Source organism: Bradyrhizobium sp. Kon69 (genome assembly GCF_055807515.1).
Genome location: NZ_JBVVOS010000008.1, coordinates 146,415 through 167,227 on the forward strand (window position 1 = coordinate 146,415; position 20,813 = coordinate 167,227).

Annotated in this window: 16 protein-coding genes; 9 read left to right on the forward strand and 7 right to left on the reverse strand. The window is 63.3% G+C overall.

From position 1 onward, the window contains the following. Nucleotides 1-16: 16 nt before the first annotated feature. A complete protein-coding gene (locus tag AC0L3U_RS13195) occupies nucleotides 17-946 on the reverse strand; it encodes a response regulator (protein ID WP_456767133.1) in 930 nt (309 codons plus the stop codon). Then, nucleotides 930-4,301 (reverse strand): hybrid sensor histidine kinase/response regulator, encoded by a 3,372-nt coding sequence (locus AC0L3U_RS13200; protein ID WP_473362042.1) that lies wholly within the window; start codon nucleotides 4,299-4,301, stop codon nucleotides 930-932. The genes AC0L3U_RS13195 and AC0L3U_RS13200 overlap by 17 nt, the downstream gene beginning before the upstream one ends. A 173-nt stretch (nucleotides 4,302-4,474) precedes the next feature. On the opposite strand from AC0L3U_RS13200, the gene urtA reads away from it, so the two are divergent. The 8 genes from urtA (at nucleotide 4,475) to AC0L3U_RS13240 (ending at nucleotide 12,239) form a co-directional block, all read left to right on the forward strand. Continuing rightward, entirely contained in the window at nucleotides 4,475-5,734 is a 1,260-nt protein-coding gene (urtA, locus tag AC0L3U_RS13205) for an urea ABC transporter substrate-binding protein (RefSeq protein WP_018455941.1), read from the forward strand. A gap of 148 nt (nucleotides 5,735-5,882) precedes the next feature. After that, the gene (urtB, locus tag AC0L3U_RS13210) at nucleotides 5,883-6,809 is read left to right on the forward strand and encodes an urea ABC transporter permease subunit UrtB (RefSeq protein WP_007598078.1); all 927 of its coding nucleotides are present in this window, start codon (nucleotides 5,883-5,885) and stop codon (nucleotides 6,807-6,809) included. Between the two features lie 17 nt (nucleotides 6,810-6,826). After that, on the forward strand, nucleotides 6,827-7,966 hold the full coding sequence (gene urtC, locus AC0L3U_RS13215) for an urea ABC transporter permease subunit UrtC (protein WP_354200198.1): 1,140 nt from the start codon (nucleotides 6,827-6,829) through the stop codon (nucleotides 7,964-7,966). A gap of 10 nt (nucleotides 7,967-7,976) precedes the next feature. Then, complete coding sequence (urtD, locus tag AC0L3U_RS13220) at nucleotides 7,977-8,732, forward strand: urea ABC transporter ATP-binding protein UrtD (protein WP_473288434.1); 756 nt, start codon at nucleotides 7,977-7,979, stop codon at nucleotides 8,730-8,732. An 11-nt stretch (nucleotides 8,733-8,743) separates the two neighbouring features. Then, entirely contained in the window at nucleotides 8,744-9,433 is a 690-nt protein-coding gene (gene urtE, locus AC0L3U_RS13225) for an urea ABC transporter ATP-binding subunit UrtE (RefSeq protein ID WP_007598073.1), read from the forward strand. Nucleotides 9,434-9,460: 27 nt separating this feature from the next. Continuing rightward, nucleotides 9,461-10,690 carry a formamidase gene (gene fmdA / locus AC0L3U_RS13230; protein ID WP_007598072.1) on the forward strand — a complete coding sequence of 410 codons (1,230 nt, stop codon included), beginning with the start codon at nucleotides 9,461-9,463 and terminating at the stop codon, nucleotides 10,688-10,690. Between the two features lie 90 nt (nucleotides 10,691-10,780). Further along, nucleotides 10,781-11,158, forward strand: coding sequence for an FmdB family zinc ribbon protein (locus AC0L3U_RS13235; RefSeq protein WP_473362043.1), 378 nt, complete (start codon nucleotides 10,781-10,783; stop codon nucleotides 11,156-11,158). A gap of 40 nt (nucleotides 11,159-11,198) precedes the next feature. Beyond that, nucleotides 11,199-12,239 carry an aliphatic amidase gene (locus AC0L3U_RS13240; RefSeq protein ID WP_473362044.1) on the forward strand — a complete coding sequence of 347 codons (1,041 nt, stop codon included), beginning with the start codon at nucleotides 11,199-11,201 and terminating at the stop codon, nucleotides 12,237-12,239. Between the two features lie 68 nt (nucleotides 12,240-12,307). Here AC0L3U_RS13240 and AC0L3U_RS13245 read toward each other — a convergent pair whose 3' ends face one another. The 5 genes from AC0L3U_RS13245 to AC0L3U_RS13265 form a co-directional block, all read right to left on the reverse strand. After that, complete coding sequence (locus tag AC0L3U_RS13245; protein ID WP_473362045.1) at nucleotides 12,308-13,138, reverse strand: MlaD family protein; 831 nt, start codon at nucleotides 13,136-13,138, stop codon at nucleotides 12,308-12,310. A 145-nt stretch (nucleotides 13,139-13,283) separates the two neighbouring features. Further along, a complete protein-coding gene (locus AC0L3U_RS13250) occupies nucleotides 13,284-15,503 on the reverse strand; it encodes an acetate--CoA ligase family protein (protein ID WP_473362046.1) in 2,220 nt (739 codons plus the stop codon). Nucleotides 15,504-15,663: 160 nt separating this feature from the next. Then, nucleotides 15,664-16,644 carry a glycosyltransferase family 2 protein gene (locus AC0L3U_RS13255; protein WP_473362047.1) on the reverse strand — a complete coding sequence of 327 codons (981 nt, stop codon included), beginning with the start codon at nucleotides 16,642-16,644 and terminating at the stop codon, nucleotides 15,664-15,666. Nucleotides 16,645-16,796: 152 nt separating this feature from the next. After that, nucleotides 16,797-17,366 (reverse strand): class GN sortase, encoded by a 570-nt coding sequence (locus tag AC0L3U_RS13260; RefSeq protein ID WP_473362048.1) that lies wholly within the window; start codon nucleotides 17,364-17,366, stop codon nucleotides 16,797-16,799. Nucleotides 17,367-17,559: 193 nt separating this feature from the next. Then, on the reverse strand, nucleotides 17,560-19,821 hold the full coding sequence (locus AC0L3U_RS13265; RefSeq protein ID WP_473362049.1) for a marine proteobacterial sortase target protein: 2,262 nt from the start codon (nucleotides 19,819-19,821) through the stop codon (nucleotides 17,560-17,562). A gap of 183 nt (nucleotides 19,822-20,004) precedes the next feature. Between AC0L3U_RS13265 and AC0L3U_RS13270 the strand changes: the two genes are divergently transcribed. Beyond that, complete coding sequence (locus AC0L3U_RS13270; RefSeq protein ID WP_473288443.1) at nucleotides 20,005-20,775, forward strand: helix-turn-helix transcriptional regulator; 771 nt, start codon at nucleotides 20,005-20,007, stop codon at nucleotides 20,773-20,775. Nucleotides 20,776-20,813 lie beyond the last annotated feature (38 nt).

The window sequence follows — 20,813 nt, forward strand, 5'->3', positions numbered from 1 at the left end:
TTCATTCGCAGCATCGCTACGAATTCCTTCTTGTCGCATTCGTTGCAATCGCCGCCGCCGCAGTCCGGTTCTCGACCCCGAGCTTGGAATAGATCTGCTCGAGATGCTTGTCGACCGTGCGTGGGCTCAAGCCCAAAATCTGCGCGATGTCGCGGTTGGTCTTGCCCTTGCTGAGCCAGGCCAGCACCTCGCCTTCGCGGGTGGTGAGGCCGAGCTCGCTGGTGAATTCGGGTGGCGGCGCCGTGCCGGATTCCCTGGAGAGCCGCAGCAGGAACTCGTTCGGCGCGGTCTCGCCCATGTAGTACAACCGGAGCTGAGGATTGTCGGGCAAGGACGCTGCCTGAGACTTCGAGCTGCCCTTGCCCTTCGCCTGCTCCAGCCATTGCAGCAATGGTACTGGCAGGACGAAGTCGTCCTCGGCCTGCGCGCCATGGTGGTCCGCCAGCAGCTTCTGCGCCTGCGGGGTCGCCCACAACAATTTGCCTTGGCGATTGACCGCGAACAGGAATCGGCCGGAGACGTCGAGTGCGGCGCGTGCGCTCTGCGTCAGCCGCGCATTGCCGAGATGAACGCGGATGCGCGCGAGCATCTCCTCGATCACGATCGGCTTGGTCACGTAGTCGACGCCGCCGGCCTCCAGCCCGCGCACGATGTGCTCGGTCTCGGCGAGCCCCGTCATGAATATCACCGGGACATTGGCAAGGCCCGCATCACGCTTGAGGCGGCGGCAGGTCTCGAACCCGTCCATGCCCGGCATCACCGCGTCGAGCAGCACGATGTCAGGCGTGATCTGGTCGACGATGCGCATCGCGGCCGCGCCGTCGAGTGCCACCATCACCGTCATTCCGGCGCTGTCGAGCGCATCGGTGAGCAGCCGCAGCGTCTCCGGAGAGTCGTCGACAACGAGCGCGACGTCGCGCTTTTTCGACTCAGTGCTCATACGCATACAACGTCTTCAATGTGGCCATGTACTGGTCGAGATCGAAGCGGTCGACCAGCGACCGCATTTCCGCGACGAAGTCGGCATGTTCAGGATGCTCGCTGCCGATCTCGTCCAGCTTCAACTCGATAGCCTTGACGTAGCCGATCTGACCGAGCCCGATCAGCGCCTCGATGTGTCGTACAGGTGGCCGCGAGCCGCTCTCCGGCCGCCACAGCGGCACGGCGATCTCGTCCGAGCCGTATTGCCATTCGATCTTGAGAAGCTGGCGGATGCTTTCCAAAAGCCTGGGAATGTCGATCGGCTTCATCAGATAGCCGTCGTGGAAGGGCTGCGCCAGCGGTGTGCCGTGGGCCTCGAGCGCGCTGGCCGACACCATCAGGATCCGCGCCTGATGGTGGCCGTTGGCGCGGAGCGTCTCCGCGACCGTCCAGCCATCCATGCCCGGCATGGAAATGTCGAGCAGGAACAGATCGGGCCGGCAGTGCTGGGCCAGCGCCAGGCAACCAGGTCCGTCGGGCGCGCTGAGAAGGATGAAGCCGAGTGGTGTCAACACCTCGCGCAGGAGGTCGCGATGCACGGGATCGTCGTCGGTGATGAGGATGGTCTTGCGCGCGCCGTGATAGCCGGAGATCGGGGCCTCCACTGGCGCAATACGCTGCGGATTGGTGACTTCCGAGAGCAGCATCTTGACCTTGAACGTGCTGCCGCTGCCGACCGTGCTCAAGACCTTGATGTCGCCGCCCATGACGCCGGCGAGCAGCCGGCTGATGGTCAGGCCCAGCCCGGTGCCGGTCTGCGGCTGCGAGACACCGAGTGCGCCGCGTTCGAAGGGTGCGAAGATGCGTTCGAGATCGTCGCCCTGGATGCCGGGGCCGGTGTCGATCACCTCGAACTCCGCGACCGGGCTGCGATAGTGCACCACGAACTGCACACTGCCGGTCTGGGTGAATTTTATTGCGTTGGACAGCAGATTGATCAGCACCTGGCGCAGCCGCTTCTCGTCGGCATAGACCACGACCGGCAAATGCGCCGGCCGCCTGAACACGAAGTCGATGCTCTTGGCCGCGGCCTGAAGGCGGAACATGCCGACGAGCTGGTCGAGGAATTCGGTCAAGCGCACCTCGTCGCGCGACAGGTACAGCCGCCCCGCCTCGATCTTGGAGATGTCCAGAATGCCGTCGATCAGGCCGGAGAGGTGATCGGCGCTGCGGCGGACGACGCGGACCTGGTCGCGCGGCTTGGTGTTGAGCGTCGTATCCTGCTCCAGGAGTTGGGCATAGCCGCTGATCGCATTGAGCGGCGAGCGCAGCTCGTGGCTCAGGCCCACCACGTAGCGGCTCTTCGCAAGGTTGGCGGATTCGGCGATTTCCTTGGCGCGCTGGAGCTCGGCGTCGGTGCGCTTGTGCGCGTCGATCTCCTGGATCAGCAGCGTGGTCTGGCGCCGGGTCTCGGCCTCGGCGGCCCGTCGGCTCTGCTGCGCCAGCACGAACAGCCAGGCCACCACGCCGATGATGATGCTGAGCGAGAAGAACACCTTCCAGAGCACGTTGGAGACGAGCATGTTCTCGCCGGGCACGCTGACCGAGGTCTGGAGGTAGATCAGCCCCAGCACCAGCGCGACGAGGCCCGCGGAGACCACGAACACACCGATATAGTGGCCGAACTGCGAGTTGATCCGCCGATAGATCGCCTGCGGCAAGATCCTGACAAGCGCGTCGGCGAACTGCACCTGCGCGCGCGCATGCGGTTTGCACAGATCATGGCAGCGTGCATCGAGCGAGCAACATAGCGAGCAGATCGGGCCCGCATAGGCAGGACAGGAGGTCATGTCCTCCGGCTCGAAATGGTGCTCGCAGATGCAGCACTGGATCGATTCGATATTGGCCCAGCTCTTCTTCGGCTTGCGCGCGATGTAGTATTTACCGTCGGTGAGCCAGGCGATGACGGGCGCGGTGACGAAGGCGACCGTCAGCGCGACAAAGGCCGCGAGCGCTTTCATGGTCGAGCCGAACAGGCCGTAGAAGGCCGCGATCGAGACGATGGTCGCGATCGTCATTGCGCCGACGCCGACCGGATTGATGTCGTAAAGATGGGCGCGCTTGAACTCCATCTGCGGTGGGCGCAGGCCGAGCGGCTTGTTGACCACGAGATCGGCCACCAGCGCGCCAACCCAGGCGATCGCGACATTGGAGTAGAGCGCGAGCGTCTGCTCCAGCGCCTTGTAGACGCCGATCTCCATCAGCAGCAACGCCACCATCACGTTGAACACCAGCCAGACGACCCGGCCGGGATGGCTATGCGTCAGCCGCGAGAAGAAGTTCGACCAGGCGATCGAGCCGGCATAGGCATTGGTGACGTTGATCTTGAGCTGCGACAGGATCACGAACGCGCCGGTGAGGGCCAGGGCCATGTCCGGCTGCGACAGCACGTAGCGAAACGCTTCGAGATACATGTGCGCAGGCTCGGCCGCCAGCTCGCTGGAGAGACCGTGGCTCAGCGCGAAGAAGGCGAGAAACGAGCCCAGCAGCAGTTTCAGCGCGCCGAAGATGATCCAGCCGGGGCCCGCGATCAGGAGGGCGGCCCACCACGACGTTCGCGACGTGCGGCGGTCGCGCGGCAGAAACCTGAGGAAATCGACCTGCTCGCCGATCTGGGCCACCAGCGAAAACACCACGGAGGATGCGACACCGAACAGCAGCAGATCGAAATGCCCGCTGGGATCGCCGTGCTCGCCGGCGAATTTGCGCCACTCCGTGAACGAATAAGGGTTGGCCCAGGCGATCGCGGCGAAGGGCAGGATGTGCAGGATGATCCAGATCGGCTGCGTCCAGAGCTGGAAGCGGCTGATCAGCGTGATGCCGTAGGTGACTAGCGGGATGATCGCGACCGCGCTGATGAGGTAGCCGATCGGGCGCGGAATTCCGAAGCACATCTCGAGCGCCGTCGCCAGGATCACCGCCTCGATGGCGAAGAAGATGAAGGTGAAGGAGGCGTAGATCAGCGAGGTGACGGTCGAGCCGATATAGCCGAAGCCGGCGCCGCGGGTGAGCAGGTCAATGTCGATGCCGCATTTGGCCGCATAATAGGCAATCGGAACGCCGCAGCAGAAGATGATGGTGGAGACTACGAGGATCGCGGCGGTGGCGTTGGTCACGCCGTAGTTCAGGGTGATGGTGCCGCCGATCGCCTCCAGCGCGAGAAAGGAGATGGCGCCCAGTGCAGTGTTGGCGACGCGGGCGGCGGACCACCGGCGCGCGCTCTTGGCGGTAAAGCGCAGCGCGTAGTCCTCCAGCGTCTGGTTGGCGACCCATTGGTTGTACTGGCGCCTGACGCGATCTATTCGCTGCCGCCCTGCCACTTCAGCCCCACTCCTACTCCCGAACGCGCCGGACCCCTCGCAAAACCCGTACCAAAAGCCTACGTCGTCATTTTGCGGTGCAGTATACGCGATCTTGCGTATGCTTGCAGTGCACAAATTCGAGCCATCCTCACGGCACCAATCGCGTGTTCTCGAACAACAGTGGGGTGCTCATGTCAGACGAAGCGAACAAGGGCCTGTTATCGCCGCTCCGGCGCAAATTATTGATGGGAATGGCGGCCGTGCCGGCCATCACCATGCTACCGCGAGCATCTTTTGCGCAGGCCCCGGCGACCTCGGCGGTCAATACCACGGGCCTCGCGGTTACCGACACCGAGGTGACGGTCGGCATTCTGCATTCGGCGACCGGCACCATGGCGATCTCCGAGACTGGCTCGATCGAAGCCGAAAAGCTCGCCATCGAGCAGATCAATGCCATGGGCGGCGTGCTCGGGCGCAAGATCAAGTTCATCCAGGAAGACGGCGCCAGCGACTGGCCGACCTTTGCCGAAAAGGCCAAGAAATTGCTGGTCAACGACAAGGTCGCGGCGATCATGGGCTGCTGGACCTCGGCGTCCCGCAAGGCCGTGCTGCCCGTCATGGAGCAGTACAACGGCATGCTCTACTACCCGACCTTCTACGAAGGTCTCGAGCAGTCCAAGAACGTGATCTATACCGGCCAGGAAGCCACTCAGCAGATCCTCGCCGGCCTGAACTGGATCGCCAAGGAGAAGGGCGCGAAGTCGTTCTTCTTCATCGGCTCCGACTACATCTGGCCGCGCACGTCGAACAAGATCGCGCGCAAGCATGTCGAGAATGTGCTGAAGGGCAAGGTCGTCGGCGAAGAATATTATCCGCTCGGCAACACCCAGTTCAATTCGGTCATCAACAAGATCAAGCTGACCAAGCCCGACGTGATCTTCACCGACGTAGTCGGCGGTTCGAACGTTGCGTTCTACAAGCAGCTCAAGGCCGCCGGCATCGACCTCTCCAAGCAGGCGCTGCTGACGATCTCGGTGACGGAAGACGAGATCGACGGCATCGGCGGCGAGAACATCGCGGGCGCCTATGCCTGCATGAAGTACTTCCAGTCGCTCGACAATCCGAACAACAAGACCTTCGTCCCGGCGTTCAAGAAGATGTGGGGCGAGAAGACCGTGATCGGAGACGTCACCCAGGCTGCCTATCTCGGCCCGTGGCTCTGGAAGTTGACGGTGGAAAAGGCGGGCTCCTTCGACATCGACAAGATCGCGGCGGCATCGCCGGGCATCGAGTTCAAGGGCGCTCCGGAAGGCTATGTGCGCATCCACGAAAATCATCACCTCTGGTCGAAGACCCGGGTGGGACGCGCCAAGCTCGATGGCCAGTTCGAACTGATCTACGAGACCGCCGACCTGGTCGAGCCGGATCCGTTCCCCAAGGGCTACCAGTAAGACGAGAGCTACCAGTAAGACGCGGCGTTCGTCGCCGTTTCCCTCTCAGGCAAAACCTCTCCCTGGCGTGGACCGCAAATCCACGCCCAAGACCCCCGCGTCGCGAACCTGCTCGCGACGCGGGACCCTTTCCCGACGGAGGACATCGATGTTCGGCGACTACTCGCTTGGTGACCTTGGCTCCATCTTCGTCATGCAGGGCTTTGCAGGATTGATCCTGTTCTCCGTCTACGTCCTGATGGCGCTGGGGCTCGCGATCATCTTCGGCCAGATGGGCGTCATCAACATGGCCCATGGCGAGTTCATGATCCTCGGGGCCTACGTCACCTGGATGACCTCGAGCTTCTTCCAATCCTATTTGCCGAGCCTGTTCAGCGGCTACTTCTTCCTCGCGATGATCCTGGCCTTTATCGCATCCGGTGCGTTGGGGATGCTGGTGGAATGGGTGCTGATACGGCATCTCTACAAGCGGCCGCTCGACACGCTGCTCGCGACCTGGGGCCTCAGCCTGATCCTGCAACAGGCCTATCGCTCCGTGTTCGGCGCGCGTGAGGTCGGCGTCGAGCTGCCGCAATGGATGCTTGGCTCGCTCCACGTGACCGACAGCATCGAAGTGCCGATCAACGGCGTATTCGTGATGTGCCTCACCGTCCTGATCACCGTGGGCGTTGCCTACGTGATGTACAAATCGCGCTGGGGTCGGCAGGTGCGCGCCGTCGTGCAGAACCGCATCATGGCCGGAGCCGTCGGCATCAACACCGAAAAGGTGGATCGCTACACTTTCGGCCTCGGCTGCGGCATTGCCGGTGTGGCCGGGAGCGCCTTCACCATGATCGGCTCGACCGGGCCGACCTCCGGACAGCTCTACATCGTCGATACGTTCCTGGTGGTCGTGTTCGGGGGCGCGGCGAGCCTGCTCGGCACCATCGCATCGGCCTTCTCGATCTCGCAGACCCAATCCACCCTCGAGTTCTTCCTGTCGGGCTCGATGGCCAAGGTGCTGACGCTGCTTGCCGTTGTCGGAATCCTGATGCTGCGGCCGCAGGGTCTCTTCGCCCTCAAGGTCCGCAAATAACAAGAAGCAGGCAAGTCATGGTCATCAACTCACGCTTCTTCAATCGATCCGAGCTCATGGGCTTCCTCGTGCTGGCCGCCGTGCTGTTCGTGATCCTGCCGCTCTCGCTGGATGTGTTCCGTCTCAACCTTGTGGCGAAATATCTGACCTACGCCTTCGTCGCGCTCGGTCTGGTGCTGTGCTGGGGCTACGGCGGCATTCTCAGTCTGGGGCAGGGCGTGTTCTTCGGCCTCGGCGGCTATTGCATGGCGATGTTCCTCAAGCTGGAGGCCTCCAGCGTCGAGAATACCAAGATCCAGTCGACGCCAGGCATCCCAGACTTCATGGACTGGAATCAGATCACGTCACTGCCACTGTTCTGGCAGCCATTTCACAGTCTCACCTTCACCATCCTCGCCATCATCCTGGTCCCCGGCATCTTCGCGCTGATCATCGGCACTGCGATGTTCAAGCGCCGCGTCGGCGGCACCTACTTTGCCATCATCACCCAGGCGGTGGCGGCCATCCTCACCATCCTGATCGTGGGCCAGCAGGGCTACACCGGCGGCATCAACGGCATGACCGACCTGCGCACCCTCAAGGGTTGGGACATCCGGCCCGACCACGCCAAGGTCATCCTGTACTTCGTCGAAGTGGTGCTGCTGTTCGCCTGCATCGGCATCGCGCAGTTCATCCGCCTGACCAAGCTCGGCCGCATCCTGGTGGCTATGCGCGAGCAGGAAGATCGCGTCCGCTTCTCAGGCTACAGCGTCGCCAACTTCAAGATCTTTGCGTTCTGTATGGCCGCGGTTTTCGCCGCGATCGGCGGGGCCATGTTCGCGCTCAATGTCGGTTTCATGTCGCCGTCCTTTGTCGGCATCGTGCCGTCGATCGAGATGGTGATTTACACCGCGGTCGGCGGACGGATGTCGATCTTCGGCGCGATCTGGGGGGCCATCCTGGTGAACTTCGCCAAGACCAGCCTGTCGGAATCCTTCCCGCAACTCTGGCTGTTCGGTCTCGGCGCGCTGTTCATCGCGGTCGTGCTCGCTTTCCCGAACGGCCTGTCGGGGCTCTGGGCCGACTATGTGCAGCCGCGCATCGACCGCCTGTTCACCTCGCGCAAGAAGCCGGGCTGGAGCGACAATTCGGTTGCCGACGGCGCACCGGCAGAGTGAGGAGATCATCATGCTCGTCGGTCATCAGCCCAAGGAATTCCTGCTCGCGGTCTCCGGACTGACGGTTTCCTTCGACGGCTTCAAAGCCGTCAACGATCTCTCGTTTTACATCGAGGAGAACGAGATCCGCGTCATCATCGGCCCCAATGGGGCCGGCAAGACCACGGTGCTCGACCTGATCTGCGGCAAGACCAAGGCGACCGAAGGCTCGATCCAGTTTCGCGGCACCGAGCTGACCAAGCTCAAGGAGAACGAGATCGTCAAGGCCGGGGTGGGACGCAAGTTCCAGACGCCGTCGGTGTTCGAGGATCTCACCGTGTTCGAGAACCTCGAGATCTCCTTTCCGCGCGGCCGCACCGTGTTCGGCTCGCTGACCTTCCAACGCGACCAGCAGGTCAAGGACCGCGTCGGGGAGGTCGCCGAGATGATCTTCCTCAAGGACAAGCTCAACACCTATGCCGCCGAGCTCAGTCATGGTCAGAAGCAATGGCTCGAGATCGGCATGCTGCTGATCCAGGACCCCGACCTCTTGATGCTCGACGAGCCTGTCGCCGGCATGAGCGTCTCCGAACGCGCCAAGACCGCCGAGCTGCTCAACCGCATCATCAAGAACCGCTCGGTGCTGGTGATCGAGCACGACATGAAGTTCGTCGAGGACATCGCACACAAGGTCACCGTGCTTCACCAGGGCCAGATCCTCTCGGAAGGCACCATGGAGAAGGTGAAGAACGACCCCAAGGTCATTGAAGTCTACTTGGGTCATTGAGGAGCACGCTGATGCTGGCAATTTCCGATCTTCACGTCGCCTATGGCCAGAGCGAGGTGCTGCACGGGCTCAACGTCAAGGTCGCGCCCAACGAGATCGTGGCGATCATGGGCCGCAACGGCATGGGCAAGACCACGCTGATGAAATCGCTGATGGGCATCCTGCCGGCCAAGAGCGGCTCGGTGACCATGGACGGCGCCGAGCTCGGTGCCTTGCCGAGCTACGCGCGCGTCGCCAAGGGCCTCGCCTATGTCCCGCAGGGCCGCATGATCTTCTCCACCATGACGGTGAAGGAGAACATCGAGACCGGCCTCGTGGTCTCCGGCGGAACCGAGGTGCCCGGCGACATCTACGAATTGTTTCCGGTGCTGCTGGAAATGAAGGACCGCCGGGGCGGCAATCTCTCCGGCGGCCAGCAGCAACAGCTCGCGATCGCTCGCGCGCTGGCGACCAAGCCAAAAGTGCTGCTGCTGGACGAACCGACCGAAGGCATCCAGCCGTCGATCATCAAGGAGATGGCGCGCACGCTCAAGCGCATCCGCGACGAGAAGGGGCTTTCGATCGTCGTGTCCGAGCAGGTCCTGAGCTTCGCGCTCGATATCGCCGACCGTGTGCTGGTGATCGAGAACGGCGAGATCGTCCGTGACGATCCGCGCGACGCCGTCGATGCCGCGCAGGTCTCGAAATATCTGTCCGTCTAACCAACCGTGTAAAAGGGGAGCATCTCGATGCCAGAGACACTGATCAAGGTCGATCTCACCAAGTCGGCCTATGAAAATGACATGGTGCATAACCGCTGGCACCCCGACATTCCGATCGTAGCCTGGGTCAATCCCGGCGACGACTTCATCATCGAGACCTATGACTGGACCGGCGGTTTCATCAAGAACAACGATTCCGCCGACGACGTGCGCGACATCGATCTGTCGATCGTGCACTTCCTCTCCGGCCCGATCGGCGTCAAGGGCGCCGAGCCCGGCGACCTGCTCGTCGTCGATCTGCTCGACGTCGGCCCGATGAAGGAGAGCATGTGGGGCTTCAATGGCTTCTTCTCCAAGCAGAATGGCGGTGGCTTCCTCACCGACCATTTCCCGCTAGCGCAGAAGTCGATCTGGGACATCAAGGGCCTCTACACCTCGTCGCGGCATATCCCCGGCGTCAACTTCGCCGGCCTGATCCATCCCGGCCTGATCGGCTGTCTGCCCGATCCGAAGATGCTGGACACCTGGAACAAGCGCGAGGCCGAGCTGATCGCGACCAATCCGACCCGGGTGCCCGGCCTTGCCAATCCGCCGTTCGCGCCGACCGCCCATGGTGGTCGCGCCAAGGGCGAGGTCAAGGACAAGATCGGCGCGGAAGGCGCGCGCACCGTGCCGCCGCGCGAGCACGGCGGCAATTGCGACATCAAGGATCTTTCGCGCGGCTCGAAAATCTACTTCCCGGTCTACGTACCCGGTGCCGGTCTCTCGATGGGCGATCTGCACTTCAGCCAGGGCGACGGCGAGATCACCTTCTGCGGCGCGATCGAGATGGCCGGCTGGCTGCATCTGAAGGTCGAGGTGATCAAGGACGGCATGGCGAAGTACGGTGTCAAGAACCCGATCTTCAAGCCGTCGCCGATCACGCCGAACTACAAGGACTATCTGATCTTCGAAGGCATCTCGGTCGACGAAGCCGGCAAGCAGCACTATCTCGATGTCACCATCGCCTATCGCCAGGCCTGCCTGAATGCGATCGAATATCTGAAGAAGTTCGGCTACTCCGGCGCCCAGGCTTATTCGATCCTCGGCACCGCACCGGTTCAGGGCCACATCTCCGGCGTGGTCGACGTGCCCAACGCCTGCGCAACATTATGGCTGCCGACGGAAATCTTCGACTTCGACGTGATGCCGTCCTCGGCAGGTCCGATCAAGCACATCAAGGGCGATATCCAGATGCCGATATCGCCGGACAAATAATCCCTGCGCGACCGGATGCGGGACGGCGTATCTGCCGCCCCGCATCCGCCGCGGCAGTTCTCTCACAGACAACAGCGTAGGGATGATGCGATGCCGGTCTATGAATATCTCTGTGACGATTGCGGTCCGTTCAAGGATATGCGCCCGATGGCCGAATGCGACGATCCGCAGGTCTGTCCGCAGTGTGAAATCATGGCCCCTCGCGTGATTCTGACCGCCCCGAATTTCTTCTGCATGCCGTCGGAGACGCGCAAGGCTCACGCCGTCAACGAGCGTAGCACCCACGCGCCGCAGACGCTGGCGCAATACAAGGCCTCGCATGGCCCCGGCTGCGGCTGCTGCTCGACGGGAAAAAGTTCGTCGGACAAGAGCTCATCGGACAAGAAGAAGCCGGCGCGGCTGGTGACCAAGACCAGGAGCGGTGCCAAGGGTTTTCCGACCGCGCGGCCCTGGATGATCAGTCACTGATTCACGCGGCAATCTCAAACAGGGTAGAGGAGCAATTCAAATGCTTCACGGTGACATCTCCAGCAGCAACGACACCGTCGGCGTCGCGGTGGTCAACTACAAGATGCCCCGCCTGCACACCAAGGCCGAGGTGCTCGATAACGCCCGCAAGATCGCCGACATGGTGGTGGGCATGAAGACCGGTCTTCCCGGCATGGATCTGGTGATCTTCCCGGAATACTCCACCCAGGGCATCATGTACGACTCCAAGGAAATGTATGAGACCGCTTGCGCGGTGCCGGGTGAGGAGACCGCGATTTTTGCGGAGGCCTGCCGCAAGGCTAAGGTGTGGGGCGTGTTCTCGCTCACCGGCGAGCGCCACGAGGAGCATCCGAACAAGGCGCCGTACAACACCCTGATCCTGATGAACGACAAGGGTGAGATCGTGCAGAAGTACCGCAAGATCATGCCGTGGGTGCCGATCGAGGGCTGGTATCCCGGCAATTGCACCTATGTCTCGGACGGTCCGAAAGGCATGAAGGTCAGCCTGATCATCTGCGACGACGGTAACTTCCCGGAGATCTGGCGGGACTGCGCCATGAAGGGAGCCGAACTGATCGTGCGCTGCCAGGGCTACATGTATCCGGCCAAGGAGCAGCAGATCCTGATTTCAAAGGCGATGGCGTGGGCCAACAACGTCTATGTCGCGGTCGCCAACGCCGCCGGCTTCGACGGGGTCTATTCCTATTTCGGTCACTCCGCGATCATCGGCTTCGACGGCCGCACCCTCGGCGAGTGTGGCGAGGAGGACTACGGCATCCAATATGCTCAGCTGTCGAAGCATTTGATCCGCGATGCACGCCGCAACGGCCAGTCGCAGAACCATCTCTACAAGCTGGTCCATCGCGGCTACACCGGCATGATCAATTCCGGCGAAAGCCAGCGCGGCGTCGCAGCCTGCCCCTATGATTTCTACAAGAACTGGATCGCCGATCCCGAGGGCACAAGGGACATGGTCGAGGCGATGACGCGCGCGACGCCCGGGACCGCCGAATGCCCGATCGACGGTATCCCGAATGAAGCGGCGCCGAGCAACTACTGAGCAGTGGCTGGCATCAACCGCCCGTTCCCACGCCGGCAAGGGCGCCGTGCGCTACGCGCGGTGACGGTCTAGCGTTTCTGCTGCGCCGGCTTGCGCGGCGGGCGCGGAGCGGCGGCCGGTGTGGGTGTCCCGCTCATCTTGTTCGCGGCCTCGCTGACGTCGAGCAGCGAGCGACGGATGTCTTCGAGGAAGTTCGCCGATTTCTTCCTCATGGTGTCGGCGAGCTCGTGCAATCCCTGGATCTTTTCGAACAGCTCATCCGCCTTGCCGTCGGCAAAGCCGGGCACGACGCCTTCGATCTTTGTGACCGCCTTGTCGAAGCCCGCGAAGGCGCTGTCGACCTTGGCCATGACGGAATCGATTTCGCCGCCCTTGCTCCGGAGATCGGCGGTGTAGTTCTCGAACGTGCGCAGGCCCTCCTTGATCGCCGGGGCGTTGCTGACGATCGTGCGGTCGACACTATGCAGGGTGTCGACGATGGATTCGGCGTCGCTGAGATCGGCGGTCAGCACGGGGACGCCGTCCGAGTCCAGCGGCACTGGCGGCGCGGAGGGAGCGCCGCCGATCAGCGAGACCGCGGCGACGCCGGTGAGACCCAGGAATTCGATGCCCGCGACGGTGTCCTTGCGGATTGGCGCGGTATTGTCGAGCATCACCAGCGCCACGACCTTGCGCGGATTGTCCAGCTTGATCGACAGGATCTGGCCTGCGGGGACGCCGTCGAAATTGACCGGCCCGCCGCGGCGCAATCCGCTGGCAGAGCCGCCCTCGAATACCACGCGCAACGGGCTGCGGCTCTGGAGGGTGCGCCATTTCTGCACGCCGAGCACGCCGCCGAACGCCACGGCAATCACCGCCAGCGTCGCCGTTCCGATCACCAGATTGCTCGCGCGTGCCATGCCGGGTGATTTTACGGCCAAACGAGGGAAGTTGGAAGGAGCTGCAATGGTACGTAGGGCGGGTTAGCGAAGCGTAACCCGCCAACGCCATGTGCGGCCATGGACCGATTTGGCGGATTACGCTGCGCTAATCCGCCCAGCGACATCAATGCCCGGCGGCGCGCTTGGCCGCAGCATTGTTCAGCACGATCAGGGCATCGACGGCGACGCCTGTTTTGGCATTGATCAGGAACGGATTGACGTCGATCGAGGCGATCCGGTCGCCGGCATCGGCGATCAGGTTGGACAGGCCGACCAGGGCCTTCACCGCGGAGGCCTCGTGCAAGGCCGGCTTGCCGCGATAGCCGCGCATCTTGATGCCGGCCTTGGTGCGGCCGATCAGGAGCCGCGCCTCGGCCTCGTCCAGCGGCGCACCGGCGAGCGCGACGTCCTTCATCAGCTCGATGTCGATGCCGCCGGTGCCGAACAGCACGACCGGGCCCATCTCGGCATCGAGGGAGGCGCCGACCACGAGCTCCAGATCGGCCTTGACCTGTTGCGCGATCAGGATGCCATCGAGCTTCGGCTTGCCCTTCAGCTTACTCACCCGCGCGGTGATGTCGGCGAACGCCTTTTTCACTTCGGCTGCGCTGGTGAGATTCAGCACCACGCCGCCGATATCTGATTTGTGCAGGATCTCGGCGCTGACGACTTTGGCCACGACAGGGAAGCCGATCTGCTTGGCGATCTTCACGGCCTCGGCTGCCGTCTGTGCGATTGCCTCCTTCGAGGTCGGGATGCCATAGGCCTTCAGGAGCTTCTTCGAGGCGACCTCGTCGAGCGCGGCGCCGGTTGCCGATTTCAGCGCCTTCTCCAGCACGGCACGCGCGGCAGGCTTCGAGCTCGAGACGATATCGGGCACTTCCTTGCGCAGCTTGGCGTAGTCGAGCAGCGACTTGATCGCAGTTACCGCGCGATCCATGCCCTGCATGACCGCGAGATGCGGCAGCGACTTGCGCAAGGTCTTGGTGAACTCCGTGAAGCCGATCGACATCGCGCTGATATAGATCACCGGCTTGCCGGCCCGGCTCGCCATCTCGTCGACGATGCGCAGATTGCGCTCGCGCAGCTCGTGCGGCGCTTTCGGCAGCTCGGCATCGATGATGACGATGTCGATATCGGGGTCGTCGATCATCAGCCCGATCGTTTTCATGTAGACGGAGGGATCGACCACCGCGGCAAAGCCAGCGTCGAGCGGGTTGCCGACGATCGAGCCCGGCCCGAGCATCTTTGCCAACTCCGAGCCGACATGCGAGCTGAGCGGTGCAAAATTCAGGCCCTCTGCATCGAAGGCGTCGATCAGCATGCCGCGCTTGCCGCCGGATAGCGTCACTGCGGCGAGCCGGTCGCCCCTGGGCACAGCGGCATGGACGAAGCATTCGGTGGTCTCGATCAGTTCGTCGAGCCCGCCGACCCTGATGACCCCTTCGCGCGTTGCAATGGCGTCGAATGTCTCGATCGAGCCCGCGAGCGCGCCGGTGTGCGCCATCGCCGCCGCGCGGCCACCCTCGGACGCCCCGAGCTTGAGCGCGATTACCGGTTTGCTCGCGGCGCGCGCCGCCTTGCAGGCGTCCCGGAATGCCTTGGTGTTGCGCACGCCTTCGAGGTACACCACGATCACCTTGATGCTCGGATCCTCGGCGAAATAGCGCATCAGGTCCGGCGTCTCGAGCCCGGCCTCGTTGCCGGTCGTCACCATGTAGCCGACCCCGACGCCGCGATCTTCCAAGGCCTGGCGGATCGCCATGACGATGGCACCGGATTGTCCGGCAATCGCCACCGCGCCCTGTTCCATGGTGACGATACGGTCGTCGATATTGGTGAAGAGCTTTTCGCCGGCGCTCAAATTGCCGAGGCAGTTCGGGCCGGTGACCGCCAATCCCGTCTCGCGGACGGCCGCTTGCAGTTCGGCGGCGAGCTTCTGGCTTTCCTCGTCCTGCAACTCGCTGAAGCCCGAGGTGACGATGGTGGCCGAGCGCGCGCCGGCCGCGGCGGCATCGCGGATCACCTGCACGGCAAAGCGCGCCGGGACCAGCACCAGCACGTGGTCGGGTTTTTCCGGGAGGCTTGCAAAGTCTTTGTAGCAGGGGACACCCCAGACGGTGTCGCGTTTGGCATTGACCGGATAGAGCCCGCCTTCGTAGCCGTATTTGACCAGATTGTTCCAGATCCGCTCGGCATAATTTCCGGGCTTGTCGGTCGCGCCCACCAGCACGATGTTGCGCGGATGCAGCATGGCGTGGATGCCCTTGACGATGTCGCTGGCATCGGACGGCGAAGACCATGGGCGCGATGAAGCGGGGGCGGCAGATACGCGAGCTTCCATGGTGTGACCTCACCTGTTGTTCTTGTTGGCGGTGCGTCGCTCTGTTCTATGGCGAGTTCTTCGGACTGGCAACCACGTGGGCGGGCATGCCGTGCGGTGGAATGAGCGCGCATCAAACCCTGGTGATCCGGGATCTCCGGATCACTGCTCGCGCGGTCGTTCAATATCTCAGCATGCCGAGCTTGTAGGCGTAGTGATAGGCCAACTGCTTCGCCAGATAAGGAGCGACGGCGCGCCGGATCTGCATCTGTGTCGGTTCGAAGCCGAGAATGCGTCGCCGCAGGACGCCCATCTCCCTGACGCCGACCGCATAGGTGGACGCCGTCTTTTGTGCGTCATGGATTCGGAAGCAGGCGAGAAATCGCGGCAGGCGTGCAAATTTGAATCCTGCGGCTTGCGCTCGCAGGATGAAGTCCCAGTCCATCGCGTAGTGCAAGCTCTCGTCGATCGGCCCGATCCTGTCCCACACGCGCTTGCGCCAGAACATCGTCTCTTGCGGAATGTAGTCGGCATATCGCAACGCCTTGCCGTCATGGGGCGGCAGCACGGCGCGGCCGACCTCGAGTCCCTCGCGATCGATGAAGACACGATGGCCATAGACGACGTCGACACGCGGATGTGCGATGAAGTAATTTGCGACATAGGCAAGCGTCCCGGGCAGCAGGATGTCGTCGCTGTTGAGATAGGCCATGATCTCGCTCTCGATGCCGGCGAAGCCGAGATTGATGGCGCTGGATTGCCCCTTGTCCGGTTCGCTGCTCCAGCTGAGGCTATCGCCGCGCCTCTTCAAGAGATCGAGCGTGCCGTCGATCGAGCCGCCGTCCTGCACGTGATAATACAGGTCCGGATAGTTCTGGCTGACGATGCTGTCGATCGTGGCGCCGAGATATTGCGCATGGTTGTAGCTCGGCGTGACCATCGCGATTCGTGGCGCGCCCGAATGGATCGCAGGTGCTGGCAGGAAAACCGTCAGGTTGAGCAGGCGCGGCGGATATTGCTCGAAGGTCCACATCGGCGGGCGGCGCCAGAGGCTCCGAAGCGAGGAGCGTCTTTGCCCGGCGGCAATAAGATCCTGGTTCCTCTCCAGGAGCGCGACGCGGTTCTCGAGCTGTTCGAGACGCTGCCTGAACTCCTCATCCATCACCGTTCTTCTCGCAAATTGCAGCGAAAATGCTCAATGGGCCGTTCTGATAGGTCTCCGGTCGACGGCGCCGGTTCAGCGGTTCCATCAAGCGGGATTGTCCCTACACGTCGGGCGGATTCAAGAGGGGGGTGCGGATCGATTGCGAACCGCTATTCATCGGCTCCGATCAGGGTGGCATGCAGGATGTAGCGCTCGGGGCCGGACGCGAGCGCGTCGAACGGCCAGCAGGTCGCGAGCACGAGTTCGGCAGTCCGTGCCGTAGGATCGATGCCAGAGGCATCGAAGCGAACCACAGCGGATGAATCCGCGCGAAAACGAAAGTGCTTGCCATCACTACGTGTGACATCGATCAGGTCACCAATGGCGACATTCCGCAGGAAGCGGAAATGAGTGTCGCGGTGCGCTGCATATATGGCAACACCCCGTTCGCCCGCGTCAGCCGTTTGGCGGATATGGCCGGGCCCGAAAGCGAGCGCTTGGCCGCTCGCGCCTTCCAGCGCGATCGCGCTGGCGCCGATCCGCTTCACCTCGATTCGCGCGACCGGCCAGGTATCGGCCCATGACCATGGCCTGACCACTTCGCCGGTCGCAACGCTCCGGTCGAACGCGCGCTCCAGCAGCACCTGCGCGAGCCACGCTTTGGCATGGATGTAGGCGCCGTCGCCGAACAGGATGATGCCGATCAGGGCGAGAGCCAGGGGAGAGATGAAGCGGGGCATTGTGCTAATTCCCGTCATTGCGAGGAGCGAAGCGACGAAGCAATCCAGACTGTCTCCGTGGATGAATTTCTGGATTGCTTCGCTTCGCTCGCAATGACGAAGTTGAGAGGGCGTGTTCAAAAAAGGCGCGCGCGGCCGTTGGTGTGGGACGGGCAGCCGCGCGCGCTAACAGAGGAGTTCGGGGGCTCCTCTCTCAAGCGGCGTCAGTGAGCAAGGTCTGACGCCGGTTGAACACGAACAGGATCAGGGCGAGCACGATCAGGATCAGGCCTGCGGTCATTTTCAGCTCCGCCGAGGTCGCGGTCTTGGGCAGGCGGATCGTATCCGGTGCAGCGGGCGTCGGCCGCCTCGTGGCCGGCTGGTTGCGTGCATCGGCGTGACGCTCGCGGAGCTGCGCCGGGACTTGCTGTCGTTCGCCAAAGACCTTCGCGAAATCCCAACCGGCCGGCAGGTTGATCGGCAACTCGCTGGGCTTGAGCGGCTCGCCTTCGGGACGGCTCGGCGTCTTGTCGACCGCGACGAGGCTGGTGAGCCGGGTGACGATCTGATGGTCGAGTGCCAGTGCCAGGATCGCCTTGTCGGAGTCTTCGGGCGTCATCTCGCGCAGGGTGCGCGCCACTTCGGCATCATCGATCTTGCGCTTGGCCCAAAGCTTCGACAGGCCTTTGCCTTCGGCCGCATTTTGCAGCGGCAGCGTCACCGACCATGGGCGGTCGCCCACGCGGCCCTTGATCTCGACCGAGCCCGCAAGCGTGTCGAGCTTTGCCGCCAGCACCAGCGGCTCGTCGCGATAGACGTCGGGAATGATCGTCGGTGTGACGTCGGCCTTGGCTTCGGAGAACTTTGCGCTCAGGCCGGTCACGGCCGGGTTCTCGAGCTTGGCAAACAGGCCGCGCATGCGCTCCTCGACCTGCTCGACGGAGCCGATATGGGTGAAGGCGCCGCGGCCGAGCTCGGCGGCGCGCGTCATCAGATAGGTATTGGGCGCCGAGCCGATGCCGATCATGAACACGCGCGAGCGGCCGCGCATCGCCGTGATCGTTTCGAACAATTGCTGCTCGTTGCCGATCGCACCGTCGGTCAGGAATACGATTTGGCGAACCATGCTGGCGTCGCCGAGCTTGTCGGTCAGCGCGGCCCGCATCGCCGGCACCATCTCGGTGCCGCCACGCGCCTGCAGCGCGCTGACGAACGAGGTGGCTTCACCGACACGCTCGGCATCCGCCGCCACGGAAGCCGGAAACAGCACGTCCATGGTGTCGTCGAAACGGATGACGTTGAAACGGTCGGTCGGCTGGAGACGGGAGAGCGCGTAGGTGAGGCTCGCCTTGGCCTGAACGATCGACGTGCCGCCCATCGAGCCGGAATTGTCGATCACGAATACCACCTCGCGCGGCCGTGGCTTCTGCGTCGCCTGCTCGGCGGCGGGCGGGGTCACGAAGGCGAGCAGATAATCGGCGTCGCCGACGCGCTCGTGGAACAAGCCGACCGACGGCGCCTTCACGGCAGCCGGCTTCCAGGTCAGTTCGAAATCGCGGTCGGCAGGCACGGCACCGTCGGCAAGCGTGACGATTCGCGTCGTATTGTCCGGGCTCTCGACCTTGAAATTATGATGGGGGCTCTTGACCTCGCCGAGCGCAAAGCCGGCGTTCAGGCGCACCGTGATGCTGGTCGGATTGACCGGCGCATTTTTGGCGGGATCCAGCACGGGCGGCGAGATGCGGTCGCGGTCCGGCACCGGGTCCGAATTCGTCGCGCCCCAGCCGGAACCGTCGTTGCGAAAATCGACGCTCTGGACGATCGGCGCCGGATTGTAGCGCGGCCCGACCACCAGCGGCAGGCGCAGCGAATATTCGTTGCCGGATTGATGCACCGGCTCCTGATATTCGATCTGCACCAGCACGGTTTCGCCGGGGCCGATATTGGCGACCGAGTTGGTGAAGATGTTCGGCCGCTCCTGCTCGGTGAGCGCGGCCTTCTGGCCGGCCCGGCGCGCCTCTTCGTAGGTCACGCGCGCCTGCTGCCGCTCCTTGATGTCGCCGACGATGACGCGGTTGCCGACCACCATCTTCAGCGAATCGACGGCACCGCCGGCGGGGAGCGGATAGACATAGGTCGCCTCGACCCAGTCCTTGGTCGGATTGCGGAAGATCTGGGTGACGCGGGCGCGCAGCGTCGGGCCTGATACCGTGATGTCGACGTCGATGCCGAGGCGGATCGCTTCCGTGTAGGCGCCGTCCTCCTTGAGGAGAAGAGACCCGGATTTGGCATCGCCGGGCTGAAGCAGGCTGGCCTGCTCCGTCGTCGCCGACCAGCCCGGCTCCAAGCTCACCAGCAGGGCCACGAAGGCGACCAGCATCACCGCGATGCCCTGCGCCAGAAGGAACATTCCGACCACGATCAGTCTGCCCAGCCAAGGGTGTTCGTTGCTGTCCGTCGTGTCGTAGGTATCCATTTGGCCTGCTCCCGAGGATGTTTGCTGGCTCTGAGCATCCGCCGGGACGGCCCGAGTTCGCGAGCAGAATGATCGGCAATGATCCGTCGCGGCCGGCCCGCGCGGGCCGCCGTCGGGGGGCGAAGTGCGGTTTTGTGCTGGTTTGTCCGCCCTGCTAGGATGTCGTCCTGGAGCAGGGCCACGATGCAGACGCAGGACAAATTCACCGACAAGCAGCTTTCGGACGAGCAGAGTCGCGAGATCGCGGAGACCATTCGCGAGGAGCTCGCCAGACGCCGGATCTCCCGGCAGGCGCTGGCCGAGCAGGCCAAGCTCAGCCTGTCGACGCTGGAGAAGGTGCTCGGCGGCCGACGGCCGTTCACGTTGGCGACCACGGTGCGGCTGGAGCAGGCGCTGGGCGTCTCCCTGCGCAGAAGCGCCGCCGTGGTGACGCCTCCGGCCGCAAGCGATGTCGCGCCCGACAGCCTCGGCTCCTACGCACATCGCGCGGTGACCTGGCTCGAGGACGTCTACATCACGTTGCGACCGTCATTCGGCGACAAGGACGCGATCTTCGCCTACCGCACCGAGATCATCTGGGAGCCGAAGGTCTCTTCACTGGTGTTCCGCGAGGGGGAGCGGACCGATGCCGCCTACGAACACACCGGCGAGGTCGCGGTGCCGCATCAGTCCGGCTTCATCTATCTCGTGATCATCAAGCACGGCCAGCATCGCGTGATCACGGTGTCGCGGCCGACGGTCGCCGGCGAAATGTACGGGATCATCTCGACGCTCCGCGCCGGCCCCGGCTCGCAGCTGACGCCGATCGCAGCGCCGATCGCCTATGTGCCGCTCCGAAACTTCGCGAAGCCCTCGCTGGGGCGGGTCGCGCCCGGCGATGCCAACCACGAACTGTACCAAAAGCATCTGCGCCGGACGGTGGAAGAATCGTTCGCGCTGTTTCTGTCGGTATAGTCCGCAAGAAATAGCCCGGAATGACGCAGCATGCGTCT